Here is a 17329-nt window from a genome sequence, read left to right on the forward strand (position 1 = left end):
ATGGCGGGACCCGTCCTGGAAATGCGCTCGATCGTCAAGACCTTTCCCGGTGTCAAGGCGCTGTCGGACGTCACCCTGACCGTCCGGCGGGGCGAGGTCCACGCCATCTGCGGGGAGAACGGCGCCGGCAAGTCCACCCTGATGAAGGTGCTCTCCGGCGTCCATCCGCACGGCACGTACGAGGGGGACATCCTCTTCGACGGGGAGGTCTGTCAGTTCCGCGACATCCGGGCGAGCGAGCAGCACGGCATCGTCATCATCCACCAGGAGCTGGCGCTGGTGCCGCACCTGTCCATCGCGGAGAACCTCTTCCTCGGCAACGAGCACGCCACGCGCGGCCTCATCAACTGGCGAGAGACCCTGCGGCACGCCACCGAACTGCTGCGCCGGGTCGGCCTGGACGAGCACCCGGAGACCCGGGTCGCCGACATCGGCGTGGGCAAGCAGCAACTGGTGGAGATCGCCAAGGCGCTGTCCAAGCAGGTGAAGCTGCTGATCCTGGACGAGCCGACGGCGGCCCTGAACGACGAGGACAGCGACAAGCTCCTCGATCTGATCCTGGAGCTGAAGAACCAGGGCATCACCTCGATCATCATCTCCCACAAGCTCAACGAGATCCGCAAGGTCGCCGACTCGGTGACGATCATCCGGGACGGCCGGTCCATCGAGACCCTCGATGTGAAGGCGCCGGAGACCACCGAGGAGCGGATCATCGCCGGCATGGTCGGCCGCGACCTCGACCACCGCTTCCCCGAGCGCACCCCGCACCGGCCGGAGCAGGGCGTCGCACCGGCGCTGGAGATCCGCGGCTGGACCGTGTTCCACCCGGTCGACCAGCAGCGCAAGGTCGTGGACGACGTGTCGCTGACCGTGCGGCGCGGAGAGATCGTCGGCATCGCGGGCCTGATGGGCGCGGGCCGCACCGAACTCGCGATGAGCGTCTTCGGGCGGGCCTACGGCCGGTACGCGGGCGGCACCGTCCTGAAGGACGGCACGGAGATCCGTACCAAGACCGTGCCGGAGGCGATCGGGCACGGCATCGCGTACGTCACCGAGGACCGCAAGCACTACGGCCTGAACCTCATCGACACCATCAACCGCAACATCTCGCTGACCGCGCTGGACAAGGTCGCCCAGCGGGGCGTGGTGGACGAGCACGAGGAACGGCAGGTCGCCGAGGGCTTCCGGAAGTCCATGAACATCAAGGCGCCCACCGTGTTCGAGCCGGTGGGCAAGCTCTCCGGCGGCAACCAGCAGAAGGTCGTCCTCAGCAAGTGGATCTTCGCCGGTCCCGACGTGCTGATCCTCGACGAACCGACCCGCGGCATCGACGTGGGCGCGAAGTACGAGATCTACACGGTCATCGACCAGCTCGCCGCCCAGGGCAAGGCGGTCGTCTTCATCTCCTCCGAGCTGCCCGAGCTGCTCGGCATGTGCGACCGCATCTACACGATGGCCGCCGGACGGCTGACCGGTGAGGTGCCGCGGGCCGAGGCCACGCAGGAAGTGCTGATGCGCCATATGACGAAGGACAAAGAGGTAACCCGATGAGCACGGATGTGACCGCCAAGAGCCCGGCCCCCGCGCCGCCGGGCAGGAGCGGACCGGCCGCCGACGGACTGCTCGGCGTGATGCTGGCCGGACTGCGCCGCAACATGCGCCAGTACGGCATGCTGATCGCGCTCGGGTTGATCGTCGTCCTCTTCGCGATCTGGACCGACGGGGACCTGCTGCTGCCGCGCAACGTGTCCAACCTGGTTCTCCAGAACAGCTACATCCTGATCCTCGCGATCGGCATGATGCTGGTGATCATCGCCGGGCACATCGACCTGTCGGTCGGCTCGCTCACCGCGTTCACCGGCGCCTTCGCGGCCGTACTGACCGTGCAGCACGGGGTGTCCTGGCCCGTCGCGCTGGTGCTGTGCCTGGTGATGGGCGCCGTCGCGGGTTCGATCCAGGGCTATCTGATCGCCTATCTCGGCATACCGTCCTTCATCGTCACCCTCGCCGGGATGCTCCTCTTCCGCGGTCTGACCGAGATCCTGCTCAAGGGCCAGACCCTCGGCCCGTTCCCCGACGGCCTGCAGAAGCTCGGCAACGGCTTCCTGCCCGAGGTCGGCCCGAACACCAACTACCACAACCTCACCCTGCTGCTCGGGCTGGTGCTGATCGCGGCCGTGGTGTGGCAGGAGTTCCGGGACCGCCGCCGCCAGCAGGAGTTCTCCCTGGACGTCCTGCCGACCCGGCTGTTCCTGCTCAAGCTGACCGCGCTGGTGGCCGCGATCCTCGTCGTCACCCTGCTGCTCGCCAGCTACAAGGGCACCCCGATCGTGCTGATCGTCCTCGGCGTGCTGGTCGTCGGCTACGGCTACATCATGCGCAACGCGATCTTCGGCCGGCACATCTACGCCATCGGCGGCAACCTGCCGGCGGCCAAGCTGTCCGGCGTGAAGGACAAGAAGGTCACCTTCTACGTCTTCCTGAACATGGGCGTGCTCGCCGCCCTGGCGGGTCTCGTGGTCGCCGCCCGGCTGAACGCGGCCTCGCCGAAGGCGGGCGTCAACTTCGAGCTGGAGGCCATCGCCTCCTCGTTCATCGGCGGCGCGTCCATGAGCGGCGGTGTCGGCACCGTCCTCGGCGCCATCATCGGCGGCCTGGTCCTCGGCGTGCTGAACAACGGCATGAACCTCCTGAGCGTCGGCACCGACTGGCAGCAGGTCATCAAGGGACTCGCCCTGCTGGTGGCGGTCGGGTTCGACGTGTGGAACAAGCGCAAGTCCGGTTCGTAAGCACCAGAAAGCGAGAGCCGCACCCATGGAACTCAACAGACGCACGGTCATCGCGGGAGCAGCCGCGGCGGGCCTGGCCGCCACCACGCTCGGCGGCACGGCCCACGCGGCCCCGGGAAGGAAGCCGGTGAAGGAACACTTCGGCACGCTCGCCGACGGCACCGAGGTCCACCGCTGGTCGCTGGAGAACGGCGGCACCCGGATGAAGGTGCTCTCCTACGGCGGTGTCGTCCAGACCCTGCAACTCCCCGACCGGCACGGCCGGTACGCCAACGTGGTCGCCGGTTTCGACAACCTCGCCGACTACGCGGCCAAGAGCCCGTACTTCGGCGCGCTGATCGGCCGCTACGGCAACCGCATCTACGCGGGCCGGTTCACGCTGGACGGCAAGCAGTACCAGCTCGACGTGAACGACGGCGACAACAGCCTGCACGGCGGCGCCAAGGGCTTCGACAAGCGCGTGTGGGACGTCGAGCCGTTCACCGAGGGCACGGACGTCGGCCTGCGGCTGCGCTACACCAGCGCCGACGGCGAGATGGGCTACCCGGGCACCCTGCGTGCGCGGGTGACGTACACCCTCACCCGGCACGGGGACTGGCGCATCGACTACGAGGCCACCACCGACAAGGCCACCGTCGTCAACCTCACCAGTCACGTCTACTGGAACCTGGCCGGCGAGGGCAGCGGCGGCATCGAGGACCACGAGCTGTCCATCGCCGCCGCCCGCTACACCCCGACCGACGCCGGCCTGATCCCCACCGGGGAGCTGGCCAGGGTCGCGGGCACCCCGTTCGACTTCCGGCACGCCAAGCCCATCGGCCGGGACCTGCGGGCGGGCCACGAGCAGCTCGTGCTGGCCAAGGGGTACGACCACAACTGGGTGCTGGACAAGGGGATCACGGCACGGCCCGAGCACATCGCGACCCTGCGCGACCCGCGCTCCGGCCGCACCCTGAAGATCGCCACCGACCAGCCGGGGCTCCAGTTCTACTCCGGCAACTTCCTCGACGGCACGCTCACCGGCACCTCCGGCCGCACCTACCGGCAGGGCGACGCCCTGTGCCTGGAGACGCAGCACTTCCCGGACTCGCCGAACCAGCCGGCGTTCCCGTCGACGGTACTGCGCCCCGGCCGGACGTACCGGACGACGACGATCCACCGCTTCGGCGCGTGAACACTCTTCTCGGGCAGGTGAGTTGAACGCACCCGCCGACACCTCCGTATCCAGGATCGGTCCGCACGGGCCGCGCTCGGATACGGAGGTTCTCTTTTGGCCGGCAACGTCACCTCGCTGTTCCGGGACGGCACCGGAGCCGGCCCGGTGGACTTCCGCGTCCCGGGCAACCCGTACTTCCCGACGCCCGGGATGCTGGACGAACTGTCGGCCCGGCTGCGCGAGATCGTCACGTCCCGCCCGAGCGACACCGACACCGTCACCGCCCGGCTGTGCGCCCTGCTCGGACTCCCGCCGCAGTGCGTGGTACTGGGCAACGGCCCGGCCGAACTGATCGCCTGGATGGGCCACTTGCTGATCCGGGACTCCCTGGCGGTCCCGGTACCGACGTCCGGCCGCTGGACCGGCCGGCCGATAGAGACCGGCAGGCGGGTCGACATGTTCCCGCTCCAGGAGGCGGACGGCTTCGCCCTCGACCTCGACCGGTACGCCGGCTTCCTGCGCGCCCGGGGCAGCCGGGCGGTCGTGGTCTGCACCCCCAACAACCCCGACGGCGGCCTTCCGCGGCGCGAGCGGCTATTGCGGTTCCTGGACGCCATGGCGGACCTGGACCTGGTGGTCGTGGACGAGTCGTACCTGGACTTCGCCGACGCGGGGCCCGAGCCGGGCGTCGCCCGGGAGGCCGTGCTCCGCCCCAACGTGATCGTCCTGCGCGGCCTCGGCGAGAACCTCGGCCTGCCCGGTGTCCGTCTCGGCTACCTGGTCGCCAACCCCGCGCTGGCGGGCAGGATCCGCTCGACGCTGCCGAGGCGGAACCTCGATCCCCTCGCGGAGCACGTGGTGTCCATGCTGGGCGACCACGGACCCGAGTACGCGCGCGGCCTGGACCGACTCCGCGCGGACCGCGGCGACATGGCCACCCGTCTGTCCGCCCTCCCCGGCCTCACCGTCTACCCCTCCCAGGCCAACTTCCTCTTCGTCCGTCTGCCGGTCGGCGCGGAGGGCACCCTCGTCCGGGACCGGCTGCTCACCGGGCACCGCATCCTGGTCCGCGACTGCGGCGACAAGATCGGCTCCTCCAGCCGCTTCCTGCGCCTCGCGGTACGCCCCCAGGCCGACGTACGCCGCCTGGTGCCGGCTCTGGAGCAGGTGCTCTACGACTCCGTTCCCGCGGGCGGCCCCGGCTACAGCTCGGGCACGGCGACGGTGGACCGCCTGATCGGGGAGACGAGCGGGGCGGGGCTCCGGCTGACCGGGGCCGGGGCCGGGTCCGACGGGGCGGTCCCGCGCCCCGCTGTACCCGCTGTACCCGCTGTACCCGCTGTACCCGCGCCCGTCCCCGCCCCGGCCGTCGGCACGGGCGTCCCGCTCCCCGCCGCCGTCCCTCCGATGCCGGCCGCGCCCCCGGTGCCGGTCGCACCCTGGGCGCCCACCCCGGCCGGGGTTCCGGCGCGGGGCGGGCTCACCGCGGCCCAGGTGCGCGGTACCGTCCGTCCGGTAGAGACCCGCCCCCGGAAGGAAGACCGGCCATGGCAGAGCACCGGCACCTGACCGTACTGACGACCACGGACAGCGAGGAGAAGGCGAAGGCCCTCGCCGCCGGCGCGGTGGAGGCCCGGGTCGCCGCGTGCGCACAGATCAGTGCCCCCGTCACCAGCGTGTACCGCTGGGCGGGGGCGACACGGACCGAGCGGGAGTGGCAGATCCTGTTCAAGACCACCACGGCGCGCTACGAGGACCTGGAGACCTACATCAAGGGGGCACACGACTACGACACCCCCGAGATCATCGCGACCCCGATCGTGGCGGGCAGCGGGGCGTACCTGGCATGGCTGGAGGAGGAGACCAGGCCTGCCGAGTAGACCCCGGGCGGGAAAGGTATCTCAGGTGCCGAAGTCGGCGCGCAGGTGCGCCGGGCGGGGCAGGAGCACCGCGTAACCGTGGGCGGCGACCGGTTCGCGTACCCGGGCGAGCAGATGCCGTACGCCGGTGACGGCCTCGGCGTCGGACGCGGCGCGGACGAAGAACACCGCCTCCAGGCCGGCCCGGACCGGGCGGACCCTGACGTGTTCCAGTCCGGCGGCGGGCACCGCGTGCGCCCACAGCAGATCGTGCAGGAGCGGCTCGATACCCGTGGGCCGGGGCGAGCCGTCGTCGTGCGCCCGGAGGGTGACGCTGACGATCCGCACGGGCTCAGTCCCAGCCGATGACGCCCGCGCCCGTGGCGAGCGTCGTGTGCGCCGGCTCGGTGTCCCAGCCGATGACCCCGGCCAGCGGCGTGCCGGCGGACTCGCTGTCCCAGCCGATGACGATCCCGGCGCCGGTGACGGCGGTGGCGGACAGGACGAGGGCGGCGGCGCCGGTGGCGATCAGACGGCGAGCGGTGCGGAACATGGCGGATCCCCCTGGACGGCGATGGCTGCGCGATGGCTGGGAACAGGTGCTGCGGCGAGGGGATCCGGTCCGGCCGTCCGGCCCGTGTCCCTCTCGGTGGACACCATCCTGCGGGCCGCGCCACCGGCACGGAAGCGTCGTCGCCCGGCACCAAGGTGGCTGGCACCAAGGTGCCAGGGACATGTGGCCGTACCGCGTGGGTTGCGTGGCGAAAACGCGTCCGTAGGATGATCAAATCGCGCCACTGAGGCGTCCGTACTTGGGGATTTACGCACTTCCGGGGGGTTGTCGCGTGCTGGAGGCACTGGGGCTGGATCGGTCCTTGGAGTCCGTCTACCGGGCTCTGCTGATCCACGAGGACGACGGCGTGGCCGAGTTGGCGGCGCGGCTGGCGCTCACCGGGACCGAGGTGCGCGAGTGCCTGGACCGGCTCGTGGACCTGGAGCTGCTCCAGCCGTCCCGGGACGCGCCCGGCATGCTGCGCGCGGTCAGCCCCGACGTGGGGCTGGAGATCATCGTGCGCCGGCAGGAGGCGGAGCTGGTGCGCCGCCAGGAAGAACTGGCCCGCAGCCGGGAGGCCGTGGCCCGTACGGTGGCCGAGTTCGCCACACTGCGCCCCAACACCCGGGAGGACGGCGCCGAACGGCTCGTCGGCCTGGACGCCATCCAGCGGCGCCTGGAGTGCCTGGCGAAGGACCTGCGGGAGGAGTGCCGGGCCATCGAGCCGGGCGGTGCCCAGTCGCAGGCCAGCCTGGACGCCTCCCGGCCGCTGGACGAACAGGCGCTGTCCCGGGGGGTGCAGCTGCTGACCGTGTACCAGGACAGCGCCCGCAACGACCCGGCCACGTTCGCCTACGCCCGCTGGCTCAGCGAGCAGGGCGGACAGGTGCGCACCAGCCCGGTGCTGCCGCCGCGCATGCTGATCTTCGACCGGCGCACCGCGGTCGTGCCCATCGACCCGGCCAACACCCGCCTGGGCGCGCTGTGCACCAGCGCGCCCGGCATCGTGGCGTCACTGCTGGCCCTGTTCGACCAGACCTGGGAGTCGGCGGTGCCGCTCGGCGCGGACCGGCGAAGACCGGCGGGCGAGGAGGAGGTCACCACGGCGGAGCGGGAGCTGCTCAAGCTGCTCGCCTCGGGGATGACGGACGAGGCCGCGGGCAAGCGCCTGGGGGTCTCCCTGCGGACGGTACGGCGCCAGATGGCCGCCCTGATGGAGCGTCTGCACGCCTCCAGCCGCTTCGAGGCGGGCCTGAAGGCGGCGCAGCGCGGCTGGCTGTGAGGTGCGGCCGGCTGTGCGGCTCAGTAGGCCACCGGCCAGCCCGACGACCAGTTCAGCAGGTTGATGCCGAGCTTCGGGGTGCCGTTCGCGTTGCCGTCGTAGTAGTGGTAGACGATCAGGTCGCCGTCGCTGTCGTGCGTGATGGACTGCCCGCCGGGTCCGATGACGTTGCCGTGGGACTCCAGGACCGGGGTGCCGCCGTTGTTCGTCATCGCCACGCCGTTCTTGTCGTAGTACGGCCCGGTGACCGAGGTCGCCCGGCCGACCTTCACCTTGTACGTCGAGCTGGTGCCCTGGCAGCAGACGTCGTAGGACGCGAAGAGGTAGTAGTAGCCGTTGCGCTTGACGATGTACGGCGCCTCGACCGCCTTGCTGCCGGTGGGCCGGGCGGCGAGGGAGTAGCGCTTGGTGTCGCCCGCGTACTGCTTCCCGGTCGCGGGGTCGATACGGATCATCTTGATGCCGGTCCACCAACTGCCGAAGGACAGCCACCACTTGCCGTCGTCGTCCACGAAGAGGTTGGGGTCGATGGCGTTGTAGTCGCTGGCGGCGGTGGAGGTGTAGACGACGCCGTAGTCGGTCCAGGAGCCGGGCAGTCCGGTGCCGGAGCCGGCCAGGCCGATCGCCGAGGTGTTCTCGCCGAACTCGGAGACGGCGTAGTACATCAGGTACTTCCCGCCGGCGTACGAGATGTCCGGCGCCCAGGCCTCGGTGGCGTACGACGACCACCAGGCCGGCTTGGCGGTGAAGGCGTCGGCGCCCGCGGTGAAGGAGATCCGGTCGGTGGAGGTCCGGTAGCCCAGGCCGCCGCCGGTGGCGTAGAGCAGGTAACGGCCGCCGGAGGTACGGATCATCGTCGGGTCGTGCACGACGGTGCTGCCGGTCACCGTGCCGGGGTTGGGGTACGCGGAGGCGGTGCCCGGCACGAGCGCGAGCAGCAGGGCGGCGGGGATGGCGAGGAGTGCGGTGCGCTTCATTGCGGGCTCCCTCTTCCTGGCGTGTTCGTGATACCGAACAGCGATCGCCGGTTCGGACGGGACCGTAGAAGCGAATGGTTAACGAGTCAACGGTTCTCACACGAACTCACCGGGATGACACCGGCTCCGCCCTTCACCGCACGCCCTGCCCGGCCCCACCCAACTCCCGGCTCCCCTCTCGGTTGCAGTGACCTGCTTGGAAAGACCGGACTTCGCGGCCGCTATGTCGGTTCGGCCTGCGGTTTCGGTGCGTCGGCCGGAGAGCCGGTTGTGCGTGCGGATTTCGAACCGTGATGATCGTGCGATGAGCAGCGGCGCAGCGAACGACATCCGCCAATGGGGGCGCTCCCTGTTCGAGCGGCAGCAGCACCCGGTGGCATGGGCGGGGCGCGTTCTTGAGGCGGCTTCGCTGAGCCTGGGCAGGACTCCCGAGATCGAGGCAGCCCTGGAGATGGCGGCCGACCGAACCCAGTGGAGTCGTGGCCGGGACTTGTTCGAACGTGTCCGCCTGAGGAGCCTGGACAGCGCGGAACGGCCCGCGGAACAACTGCTTTTCGGGCTCGCCGAGCTGGTCGGCAAGCTCGCACACAATGCCGCCGGACCGCATCCGCACTTCGACCATCACGCCGGTTGGCAGATCGGACCCATCGCCTACCGCCTTGCCGCCGAGGCACAGGACCCGGCGCTCCGGAACCGGCTCGTGTCCGTGCTGGGAAGCTGGCCGACGATCGAGTCCGGCACCGCGTCGGAGCCGGCCCGCGACGTTGAATGACCAGCTCGGGGCCTGTCCGGTGGTTCGGTGGCCAGGGGTGTCAGGCCGGGGAGAAGCGGGCCACGTACTCGCCGAAGGGCTCGATGCCGGCTTCCGCGCGGAGTTCGTCCACGCGCTCGGGGTCTTCGCAGGGCCAGGGAACCGGTGCGCCGTTCTTCACGCCGGCGATCTGGGTGCCGTAGATCTGCTTGCGGCCCTCGTTGACCAGCGTGCGGTCGTGCAGGAAGGCCAGTTCGCGTGGGCGGGCCGAGCCTGCCGACACCGCCTGCCGCATCAGTTGGAGGGCGCGGCGCTGGACGTCCAGTTGCCGGTCGGCGTGCTGCGCGATCAGCCAGGCCGCGCGTGCGGCCTCCTCGCCGACCAGGTCCGCGGTCGGCCAGCCGTACTCGTCCATGATCTCGCCCAGCCGGTCACCGTGCCGGGCGGTCAGTCGCCGCCAGGCCAGCTGCTCGGCGGGGTCGTCACTGTTCGCCCGGGCCGCCAGGCGGTGATCGGCCGCAGCCATGTCCGTGAGCTCCGCCGCCAGTGCGGCCACGTCGTGCGCCACTCTCAACTCCCAGGTATAAGACGTGCTGTGGGGCCGTCCGCAAGCCTAGAGGCGCATATCGGATGTAAAGATCATTCCGGAGAACGGTGACAGGCGCCTCGCCGCACCGGGATAATGGATCCATCCCCGGGGCGCATTGCCCGTTCGCCCGGGACCGGGGAAATGACGGCACTCCGCCAGGTCGGCCGGACCACCCGCTTGACGGCTTCCCGCTTTGCCGAACTGACAGCCGGCCGACAGGAAGCGTCCCTACGGTGCCGTGTCCATGACAGACACCTCTGATGCCCGGAAGATCGGGCGCCGTACCGTGCTCGCCGCCGCCGGCGGTGCCGCCGCCGCGTTGTCCGTGGGAGCCGCGGCTCCGCCGAAGGGCGCGGACGGCACGCGGAACACCGCCGCAGCGGTCTGCACGCTCACCACCGAGATGACCCAAGGCCCCTACTACCTCGACGGCGCGCTCGTCCGCGCCGACATCACCGAGGGCAAGCCCGGCGTCCCCCTGAAGCTCGCCCTGACCGTCGTCGACGCCGCCTGTGCCCCGCTCCCCGGCGCCCTCGTGGAGCTGTGGCACGCCGACGCGCTCGGCGAGTACTCCGGCTACGTCGGCAACAACGGGCACCACGAGCCCGACGACCGCACCTTCCTGCGCGGCGGCGTCCCCACGGACTCCGGCGGGGTCGCCAGGTTCACGACCATCTACCCGGGGTGGTACCGGGGGCGGTGCGTGCACATCCACGTCAAGGTGCACACCGGCGTCACCGTGACAGCGGACGGCCACTTCACCGGCGGCTCGACCGTGCACACCGGCCAGCTCTTCTTCGCCGAGACGGTCACGGCGGCCGTCGCCAAGGTCTCGCCGTACTCCACCAACACGGTCTCGCGCACCACCCTCGCGCAGGACTCCGTCTACGACGACAGGGGCGCCGTCTCCGGCCTGCTCACCCTCACCGCCCTCGGCGGCTCCGCCTCGTCCGGCTACACCGGCACGCTCACGCTCGGAGTGGCGGGCTGACGGCCGGCCGGGGCGGGAGGGGCGCCCGCCTCCTCCCGCCCCGGCCGGGAGCACGCGTTCAGCGGCCCAGGACGCCCGTCGGCAGCAGGGTGTTCAGGGAGGTGACCGGGTTGCCCGTCTCCAGGGAGCCGAGGAGGCTCGACAGGAGGGCGACGCCGGGGGCGCCGGCGGCGGGGACGGGTGAGCGGACGGCTTCGGCGGCCCCGGCGGCGGGGGCGGCGGTGGCCAGCAGCGCGGTGGCCAGGGCGGAGGCACAGGTGAGCTTCTTGATCATGTCCGCCCTAACGAACGGCACGGGCGGGGGGAAACGCGCCGGTCCCCCGGTCGGCCGAGTCCCGCCCGGCCGAAACCGTCCCTCACGGGTTCTCCCACGCCGCCGGTTCCGCCGCCAGCGCCCGGACCGGCTCCGGCAGGGCGTCCGCCGCGAGGTCGGCCAGGGTCACGCCCTCCAGGACACGCCGGACGTTGGCGCGCAGCGCGATCCACAGCGGCAGCAGCGGCCGGGCCGTGCCCGTGTAGGCGAGGCCCGTCGGACGTTCGCCGCGGACCGACACGATCGGGCCGTCCACCGCCCGGATGACGTCGGCCACGGTGATCGACGGCGCCACCCGCGCCAGCCGGTAACCGCCGCCCCCGCCACGCCGGCTGTCCACGATCCCGGCCCGCCTGAGGTCGCCGAGAATGCCCTCCAGGAACTTGTGCGGGATGTCCTGCGCGGCGGCGATTTCCTCTGCTTTCACCGGGCCGTTACCCTGCCGTACGGCCAGCTCCAGTACCGCCCGTACCGCGTAATCCGCCCGTGCCGAGATCCTCATGGATCCATTGTGGGGCGTCCCGCCATGGAGAATGGCCGGACCCGCGCCCCCTAGGACCGCCCGGGAGGACCCACCTTGGCGCTCAGCAGACGTTCCTTCAGTGCCCTGGCCGGCTCCGCCGCGCTCGGGCTCGCCCTCGGCGGCAGCGGCGGCCCCGGGGCGCCCTCCGCGTACGCGGGCGGCAGCGCGCCGACCGGTCCGGCGCCGGCCCCGCCGCGGGCCGACGGCGCGCGGCACACCATCGGCTACGACCGCTACTCGCTGCTCGTGGACGGGCGGCGGCTGGTGGTGTGGTCCGGCGAGCTGCACCCCTTCCGGCTGCCGAGCCCCTCGCTGTGGCGGGACGTGCTGCAGAAGATGCGGGCGCACGGCTACAACGCCGTCAGCGTCTACGTGGCCTGGAACTACCACTCCCCCGCGCCCGGACGGTACGACTTCTCCGGCGTGCGGGACCTGGACCTGTTCCTGCGCATGGCGGCGGAGACGGGGCTGTACGTCATCCTGCGGCCGGGCCCGTACATCAACGCCGAGGTCGACGGCGGCGGCTTCCCGGGCTGGCTGACCGCGACCAAGGGCACGGCCCGCACCGACGACCCCACGTATCTGGCGCACGTGGACGCGTGGCTGACCCAGGTGAACCGGATCGCCCGCCGGCACCTGTTCACCCGGGGCACCGGCACCATCCTGCTGTACCAGATCGAGAACGAGTACGACGCCCACCCGGCCGACGCCACCGGCCGGGCGTACATGTCGCACCTGTACAAGAAGGTCCGGGCCGACGGGATCGACGTCCCGCTGTTCCACAACGACAAGGGCAGGAACGGCTACTGGGTGCCCGGCTCCTTCGACACCGGCGGGGAGAAGGGCGGCTGGCTGTACGGCTTCGACGGCTATCCCTCGCCGTTCAAGACCCCGCCGGACTGGGGGCACTTCGGACCCGGCGGACCGAAGGGCGGGGCCACCGCCTCACCGGCCACGCCCGGGTTCGTGCCCGAGTTCGGCGGCGGCTGGTTCGACCCGTGGGGCGGGGCCGAGTTCGACGGCAAGGGGTACGCCGAGTCGCGGCGCACCCGGGACGCGGCCTACGAGCGCCGTTTCTACCTGACCAACCTCGCCAACGGCCTCACCCTGCACAACGTGTACATGACGTTCGGCGGGACCTCGTGGGGCTGGCTGCCCGCACCGGTCGTCTACACGTCGTACGACTACGGCGCCGCCATCGACGAGGCCCGCAACGTCACCGGCAAGATCGCCCCGATGCACCAGCTCGGGCACCTGCTGCAACGCGTGCCCGACTTCGCCAAGCTGGACCGGGCGCCGGACGTGAAGGCCGAGGGGCTGAAGGTCTACCACCTCGCCAACCAGGACACCGGCGCGCAGGTGTACATCGCCCGCAACGACGGCGCGGAGGCGGTCACCACCGACCTGCCGACCGACGCCGGGAAGCTGCGCGTCACCGTGCCCGGCAAGGACGCCAGGCTGCTGACCACCGGGCTCCGGCTGGGCCGGCGCAGGCTGAAGTACTCCACCGCCTCGCCCATGCTGTGCCTGACGACGGGCCGGCAGGACATCGCCGTGTTCACCGGGCCCCGCGGCCAGATGGCCGAACTGGTCCTGGAGTCCCGCGCCGAGCCGTCCGTGCAGCGGCTGGACCCGGAGGGCGGCTGGGCCTACGACCGGGGCGAGCTGCACGTCAACGCGCCCCTCGGCGAGGAGGGGCTGACCCGGATGCTGGTGCAGAAGGGCGACAGCGGCACCCCGCTGCTGCTGCTCTTCGCCGACGACGCCACCGCCGTCCGGCTGTTCCCGTACGACACCCCGTCCGGGACCCTCCTGGTGTACGGCCCGGCACTGCTGCGCCACGCCGAGGTACGCGGCTCCGAGGTCCGCCTCACCGGGGATCTGAAGGAGTCCGCGGGGCTGGAGGTGTGGGGGCCGCGCGGGATCGACACCCTGGTCTGGAACGGGCGCCGGGTGACCACCCGGGTCACGCTGTCGGGCTCCCTGATGACCAAGGGGCCGCTGCCGGGGGTGCCCGAGGTGCGGCTGCCGCGGCTGGGCGGCTGGCGGATGCGGCGGGAGAACCCGGAGGCGGGACCAAGCTTCGACGACTCGTCGTGGAAGAAGGCCGACAAGACCTCGTCGTTCTCCACCACGGCCGTCCCCGAGGGGCAGCCGGTGCTGTTCGCCGACGACTACGGCTTCCACTACGGCGACGTCTGGTACCGGGGCACCTTCACCGGCGGCACCGGCATCGAGGAGGTCTCGCTCGCCTACAGCACCGGCACCCAGGGCCTGCTGATGGCGTGGCTGGACGGCGAGCCGCTGGGCACGCACCGGATGCCCGTGCCGGACAAGAGCACGGTGCGGCAGGGAAGCTGGACGGACACCGCCGTCTTCCCGGTGCGCGAAGCACTGCGCTCCCCCGGCCGGCACGTGCTGTCGGTGCTGGTCCGGCGGATGCAGCACGACCAGGACGGCAAGGCGCTCGACACGCACAAGGTCGCCCGCGGCCTGACCGCGGTGACCTTCAAGGGCGCCGCGCCGAAGGTGCGCTGGCGCATCCAGGGCGAGGGCCCCGCCGACCGGGTGCGCGGGCCGCTGAACAACGGCGGCCTGTACGGCGAGCGGCACGGCTGGCACCTGCCCGGCTTCCGGGACCGGGACTGGGAGAAGGCGGAGTTCCCGCGCGCGGAGCGGTACCAGGGCGTCACCTGGTACCGGACCACGTTCCGGCTGTCGGTGCCGGCCGATGTCGACGCGTCGATCGGACTGACCCTGGACGACGACCCGTACCGCGCCTACCGCGCCCAGCTCTTCCTCAACGGCTGGAACCTGGGCCAGTACATCAACAACGTCGGTCCCCAGCACACGTTCGTGCTGCCGAACGGCATCTTGCGCACCCGGGGCACCAACACCCTCGCGCTGGCGGTCCTGTCGGAGTTCACCACGCTGTCGGGCCCCGGGTCGGTACGGCTGACGCTGCTCGGCGCCGCGCGCGGCGGAGTCCCCGTCACACCGGTCTGATCACGCCGTCCGGTCGCGCCGTCCGGTCACGCCAGCCTGATCACGTTCCAGGACAGCGGCTCCAGTACGGCGGTGAGGGTGCCGTCCGCCAGGGCGGTGCCCTCGACCGGGTGCGGGGTGACGCGTTCGGGGTCGGTCAGGGTGTTGCGGGCGTCGGGGTCGGCGTCCGCGAGGGCGGTGTGCTCGGTGACGGCGGTCAGCTCCAGGCCGTTCAGGGCGACTTCGAGGGGCAGCGGCTCGGTGCGGCCGCGGTTGACCGCGAACACGGTGACGGTGCCGTCGTCCGCGCGGACGGCGGTGGCGTGCAGCAGGTCCGTCTCGCCGTACTTCTTCGTCTCGTACGTCGGTGACTCCACGCGGACGTCCAGCACCTGGCCGCGGCCGTACCTGGACGCCTGCGCGAACGGGAAGAACGTCGTCTGCCGCCAGGCCGGGCCGCCCGGCTCGGTCATGATGGGGGCGATGACGTTGACGAGCTGGGCCAGGCAGGCGACGGTGACCCGGTCGGCGTGCCGGAGCAGGGCGATCAGCAGCGAGCCGAAGACGACGGCGTCGGTGACGCTGTAGTTGTCCTCCAGCAGGCGGGGCGCCTCGGGCCAGTCGGTCAGGTCGCGCGTCGCGGAGAACTCCACCCACTTGGTCAGGTACCAGACGTTCCACTCGTCGAAGGAGAGGTTGATCCTCTTCTTCGACTTCAGCAGCGCGCCCACGTGGTCGGCCGTGGCGACCACGTTCTCGATGAAGGACTCCATGTCGACGGCGGAGGCGAGGAAGGAGTCCACGTCGCCGTCTATGGGCTCGTAGTAGGCGTGCACCGAGATGTAGTCGACCAGGTCGTACGTCTCCTTCAGGACGGTGGCCTCCCACTCGGCGAAGGTGGGCATGGCCTGGCTGGAGGAGCCGCAGGCGACCAGTTCCACGCGGGGGTCCTGCTGGCGCATGGCGCGGGCGGTCTCGGCGGCGAGCCTGCCGTACTCCTCGGCCGTCTTGTGGCCGGTCTGCCAGGGGCCGTCCATCTCGTTGCCCAGGCACCACAGCCGGATGCCGAAGGGGTCCTTGTCGCCGTGGGCGGCGCGCAGGTCGGACAGGGCGGTGCCGGCGGGGTGGTTGGCGTACTCCTGGAGTTCCAGGGCCTCGGCGACGCCCCGGGTGCCGAGGTTCACCGCCATCATGGGCTCCGCCTGGGGGCCGACCTTCTTCAGGAACGCGATGTACTCGGACAGGCCGAAGCGGTTGGTCTCGGTGGAGTGCCAGGCCAGGTCGAGCCGGCGGGGGCGGTCCTCCACCGGGCCGACGGAGTCCTCCCACTTGTAGCCGGAGACGAAGTTGCCGCCGGGGTAGCGCAGGGCGGTGACGCCGAGTTCGCGGACCAGCTCCAGCACGTCGGTGCGGATGCCGTCGGCGTCGGCCGCGGGGTGGTCGGGTTCGTAGATGCCGGTGTACACGCAGCGGCCGAGGTGTTCCACGAAGGAGCCGAAGAGTCGGGGGCTGACCTCGCCGACGGTGAAGGCGGGGTCGAGGGTGAAGCGGGCGGTGTGCTTGCTCATGGGTTCCTTCCGGGTCACTTGAAAACGGGCCAACCCGCGCGCCAGCGAAGCTCGTTGAGCCCCAGCTTCGGGGTGCCGTCGTCCGTCGCGTCGTAGTAGTGGTAGGCCAGCCAGGTCTTGCCGTGGGCGCGGAACACCGACTCCCCGCCGGGGCCCGTGTAGCGGCCGTGGCCGGACAGCAGGAGGTCGCCGCCGCCGTCGAGCATCGGCTTGCCGGTGCTGTCGGTGTACGGGCCGGTCACCGACGTGGAGCGGCCCACGCGGATCTTGTAGGTCGAGTCCGCGCCCGCGCAGCAGGTGTCGTAGGAGGCGAACAGGTAGTAGTAGCCGCCGTGGTGGAGGATCGCCGGGCCCTCCACGGCGTACGGGGCGTCGGGGCGGGTCGCCAGGTGGTGGACCGGGGCGCCGGGGAGGGCCTTGCCGGTGGCCGGGTCGAGTTCGGTCATGCGGATGCCCGTCCAGTACGAGCCGAACGCCAGCCAGAGCCGTCCGCCGGCCCGGATCACGGCGGGGTCGATGGCGTTCCAGGTGTCGGTCGTCCGGGAGGTGAACGCCGGGCCGTGGTCGGTCCAGGTGCCGGGCAGGCCGGTGGGCGAGGTGGCGACGCCGATCGTGGAGTGGTTGGTGCCCCAGGAGGAGACGACGTAGTAGAGCCAGTAGCGGCCGTCGCGGTAGGTCAGGTCGGGGGCCCAGGGGTCGGCGGTGGAGTTGTAGTCGTACCACCAGGCGGGCGGGGTGGTGAAGGCGTTTCCCGCGTCCGTCCAGTGGCGCAGGTCGGTGGTAAGGCGGGCGCCGAGGACGCCGCCGGTGGAGTAGGCGACGTACCGGCCGTCCTTCAGCCGGTGGACGGTGGGGTCGTGGACGATCTGCTGTCCGGTGAGGGGCAGCGGGTCGGGGTAGGCCGGCCCGGCCGAGGCCGTGGTGGGCAGCAGGGCGAGGGCGGTGGCCGCGAGGACGGCGGCGAGTCTCGGTCTCAACGCGGGGCTCCTCGTG

The 17329-nt window shown here is 71.4% G+C and carries 17 protein-coding genes; 9 read left to right on the top strand and 8 right to left on the bottom strand.

Annotated features, from left to right (window positions below; genetic code table 11):
• The 5 genes from mmsA (at position 1) to cutA (ending at position 5825) form a co-directional block, all read left to right on the top strand.
• A complete protein-coding gene (gene mmsA / locus IH25_RS0106715) occupies positions 1 to 1551 on the top strand; it encodes a multiple monosaccharide ABC transporter ATP-binding protein (protein ID WP_030604581.1) in 1551 nt (516 codons plus the stop codon).
• Complete coding sequence (mmsB, locus tag IH25_RS0106720) at positions 1548 to 2789, top strand: multiple monosaccharide ABC transporter permease (RefSeq protein WP_030604584.1); 1242 nt, start codon at positions 1548 to 1550, stop codon at positions 2787 to 2789. The genes mmsA and mmsB overlap by 4 nt, the downstream gene beginning before the upstream one ends.
• Positions 2790 to 2814: 25 nt before the next feature.
• Positions 2815 to 3963 (top strand): aldose epimerase family protein, encoded by a 1149-nt coding sequence (locus IH25_RS0106725; protein ID WP_030604589.1) that lies wholly within the window; start codon positions 2815 to 2817, stop codon positions 3961 to 3963.
• Between the two features lie 96 nt (positions 3964 to 4059).
• Positions 4060 to 5514, top strand: a complete 1455-nt coding sequence (locus IH25_RS0106730) for a pyridoxal phosphate-dependent aminotransferase (RefSeq protein ID WP_051753806.1) — start codon at positions 4060 to 4062, stop codon at positions 5512 to 5514.
• Positions 5493 to 5825, top strand: a complete 333-nt coding sequence (cutA, locus tag IH25_RS0106735; RefSeq protein WP_030604593.1) for a divalent-cation tolerance protein CutA — start codon at positions 5493 to 5495, stop codon at positions 5823 to 5825. The genes IH25_RS0106730 and cutA overlap by 22 nt, the downstream gene beginning before the upstream one ends.
• A gap of 21 nt (positions 5826 to 5846) precedes the next feature.
• Here cutA and IH25_RS38510 read toward each other — a convergent pair whose 3' ends face one another.
• Both IH25_RS38510 and IH25_RS0106745 read right to left on the bottom strand, forming a co-directional pair.
• Positions 5847 to 6152, bottom strand: a complete 306-nt coding sequence (locus tag IH25_RS38510) for a hypothetical protein (RefSeq protein WP_051753807.1) — start codon at positions 6150 to 6152, stop codon at positions 5847 to 5849.
• Positions 6153 to 6156: 4 nt separating this feature from the next.
• Positions 6157 to 6357: a hypothetical protein gene (locus tag IH25_RS0106745; protein ID WP_030604598.1), complete on the bottom strand. Its 201-nt coding sequence runs from the start codon at positions 6355 to 6357 to the stop codon at positions 6157 to 6159.
• Between the two features lie 292 nt (positions 6358 to 6649).
• On the opposite strand from IH25_RS0106745, the gene IH25_RS0106750 reads away from it, so the two are divergent.
• Entirely contained in the window at positions 6650 to 7639 is a 990-nt protein-coding gene (locus IH25_RS0106750; RefSeq protein WP_030604601.1) for a helix-turn-helix transcriptional regulator, read from the top strand.
• Positions 7640 to 7659: 20 nt separating this feature from the next.
• Here IH25_RS0106750 and IH25_RS0106755 read toward each other — a convergent pair whose 3' ends face one another.
• Complete coding sequence (locus IH25_RS0106755) at positions 7660 to 8616, bottom strand: arabinan endo-1,5-alpha-L-arabinosidase (protein ID WP_030604605.1); 957 nt, start codon at positions 8614 to 8616, stop codon at positions 7660 to 7662.
• Positions 8617 to 8920: 304 nt separating this feature from the next.
• Between IH25_RS0106755 and IH25_RS0106760 the strand changes: the two genes are divergently transcribed.
• Positions 8921 to 9388, top strand: coding sequence for a hypothetical protein (locus tag IH25_RS0106760; RefSeq protein ID WP_051753808.1), 468 nt, complete (start codon positions 8921 to 8923; stop codon positions 9386 to 9388).
• Between the two features lie 40 nt (positions 9389 to 9428).
• On the opposite strand, the gene IH25_RS0106765 is transcribed toward IH25_RS0106760, so the two are convergent.
• Complete coding sequence (locus IH25_RS0106765; protein WP_245172716.1) at positions 9429 to 9893, bottom strand: DUF6624 domain-containing protein; 465 nt, start codon at positions 9891 to 9893, stop codon at positions 9429 to 9431.
• Positions 9894 to 10200: 307 nt separating this feature from the next.
• On the opposite strand from IH25_RS0106765, the gene IH25_RS0106770 reads away from it, so the two are divergent.
• Positions 10201 to 10947: an intradiol ring-cleavage dioxygenase gene (locus tag IH25_RS0106770; RefSeq protein ID WP_030604615.1), complete on the top strand. Its 747-nt coding sequence runs from the start codon at positions 10201 to 10203 to the stop codon at positions 10945 to 10947.
• Positions 10948 to 11005: 58 nt separating this feature from the next.
• Here IH25_RS0106770 and IH25_RS0106775 read toward each other — a convergent pair whose 3' ends face one another.
• Both IH25_RS0106775 and IH25_RS0106780 read right to left on the bottom strand, forming a co-directional pair.
• Positions 11006 to 11221 (bottom strand): hypothetical protein, encoded by a 216-nt coding sequence (locus tag IH25_RS0106775; protein ID WP_030604618.1) that lies wholly within the window; start codon positions 11219 to 11221, stop codon positions 11006 to 11008.
• A gap of 82 nt (positions 11222 to 11303) precedes the next feature.
• The gene (locus IH25_RS0106780) at positions 11304 to 11762 is read right to left on the bottom strand and encodes an RrF2 family transcriptional regulator (RefSeq protein WP_030604621.1); all 459 of its coding nucleotides are present in this window, start codon (positions 11760 to 11762) and stop codon (positions 11304 to 11306) included.
• A gap of 75 nt (positions 11763 to 11837) precedes the next feature.
• On the opposite strand from IH25_RS0106780, the gene IH25_RS0106785 reads away from it, so the two are divergent.
• Positions 11838 to 14789 (top strand): beta-galactosidase, encoded by a 2952-nt coding sequence (locus tag IH25_RS0106785; RefSeq protein WP_030604624.1) that lies wholly within the window; start codon positions 11838 to 11840, stop codon positions 14787 to 14789.
• Positions 14790 to 14815: 26 nt separating this feature from the next.
• On the opposite strand, the gene arfA is transcribed toward IH25_RS0106785, so the two are convergent.
• Complete coding sequence (gene arfA / locus IH25_RS0106790; protein ID WP_030604627.1) at positions 14816 to 16336, bottom strand: arabinosylfuranosidase ArfA; 1521 nt, start codon at positions 16334 to 16336, stop codon at positions 14816 to 14818.
• Between the two features lie 14 nt (positions 16337 to 16350).
• Positions 16351 to 17313 (bottom strand): arabinan endo-1,5-alpha-L-arabinosidase, encoded by a 963-nt coding sequence (locus IH25_RS0106795; protein WP_030604631.1) that lies wholly within the window; start codon positions 17311 to 17313, stop codon positions 16351 to 16353.
• Positions 17314 to 17329 lie beyond the last annotated feature (16 nt).

The sequence above is a fragment of the Streptomyces achromogenes subsp. achromogenes genome (genome assembly GCF_000720835.1).
Taxonomy (GTDB): Bacteria; Actinomycetota; Actinomycetes; order Streptomycetales; family Streptomycetaceae; genus Streptomyces; species Streptomyces achromogenes.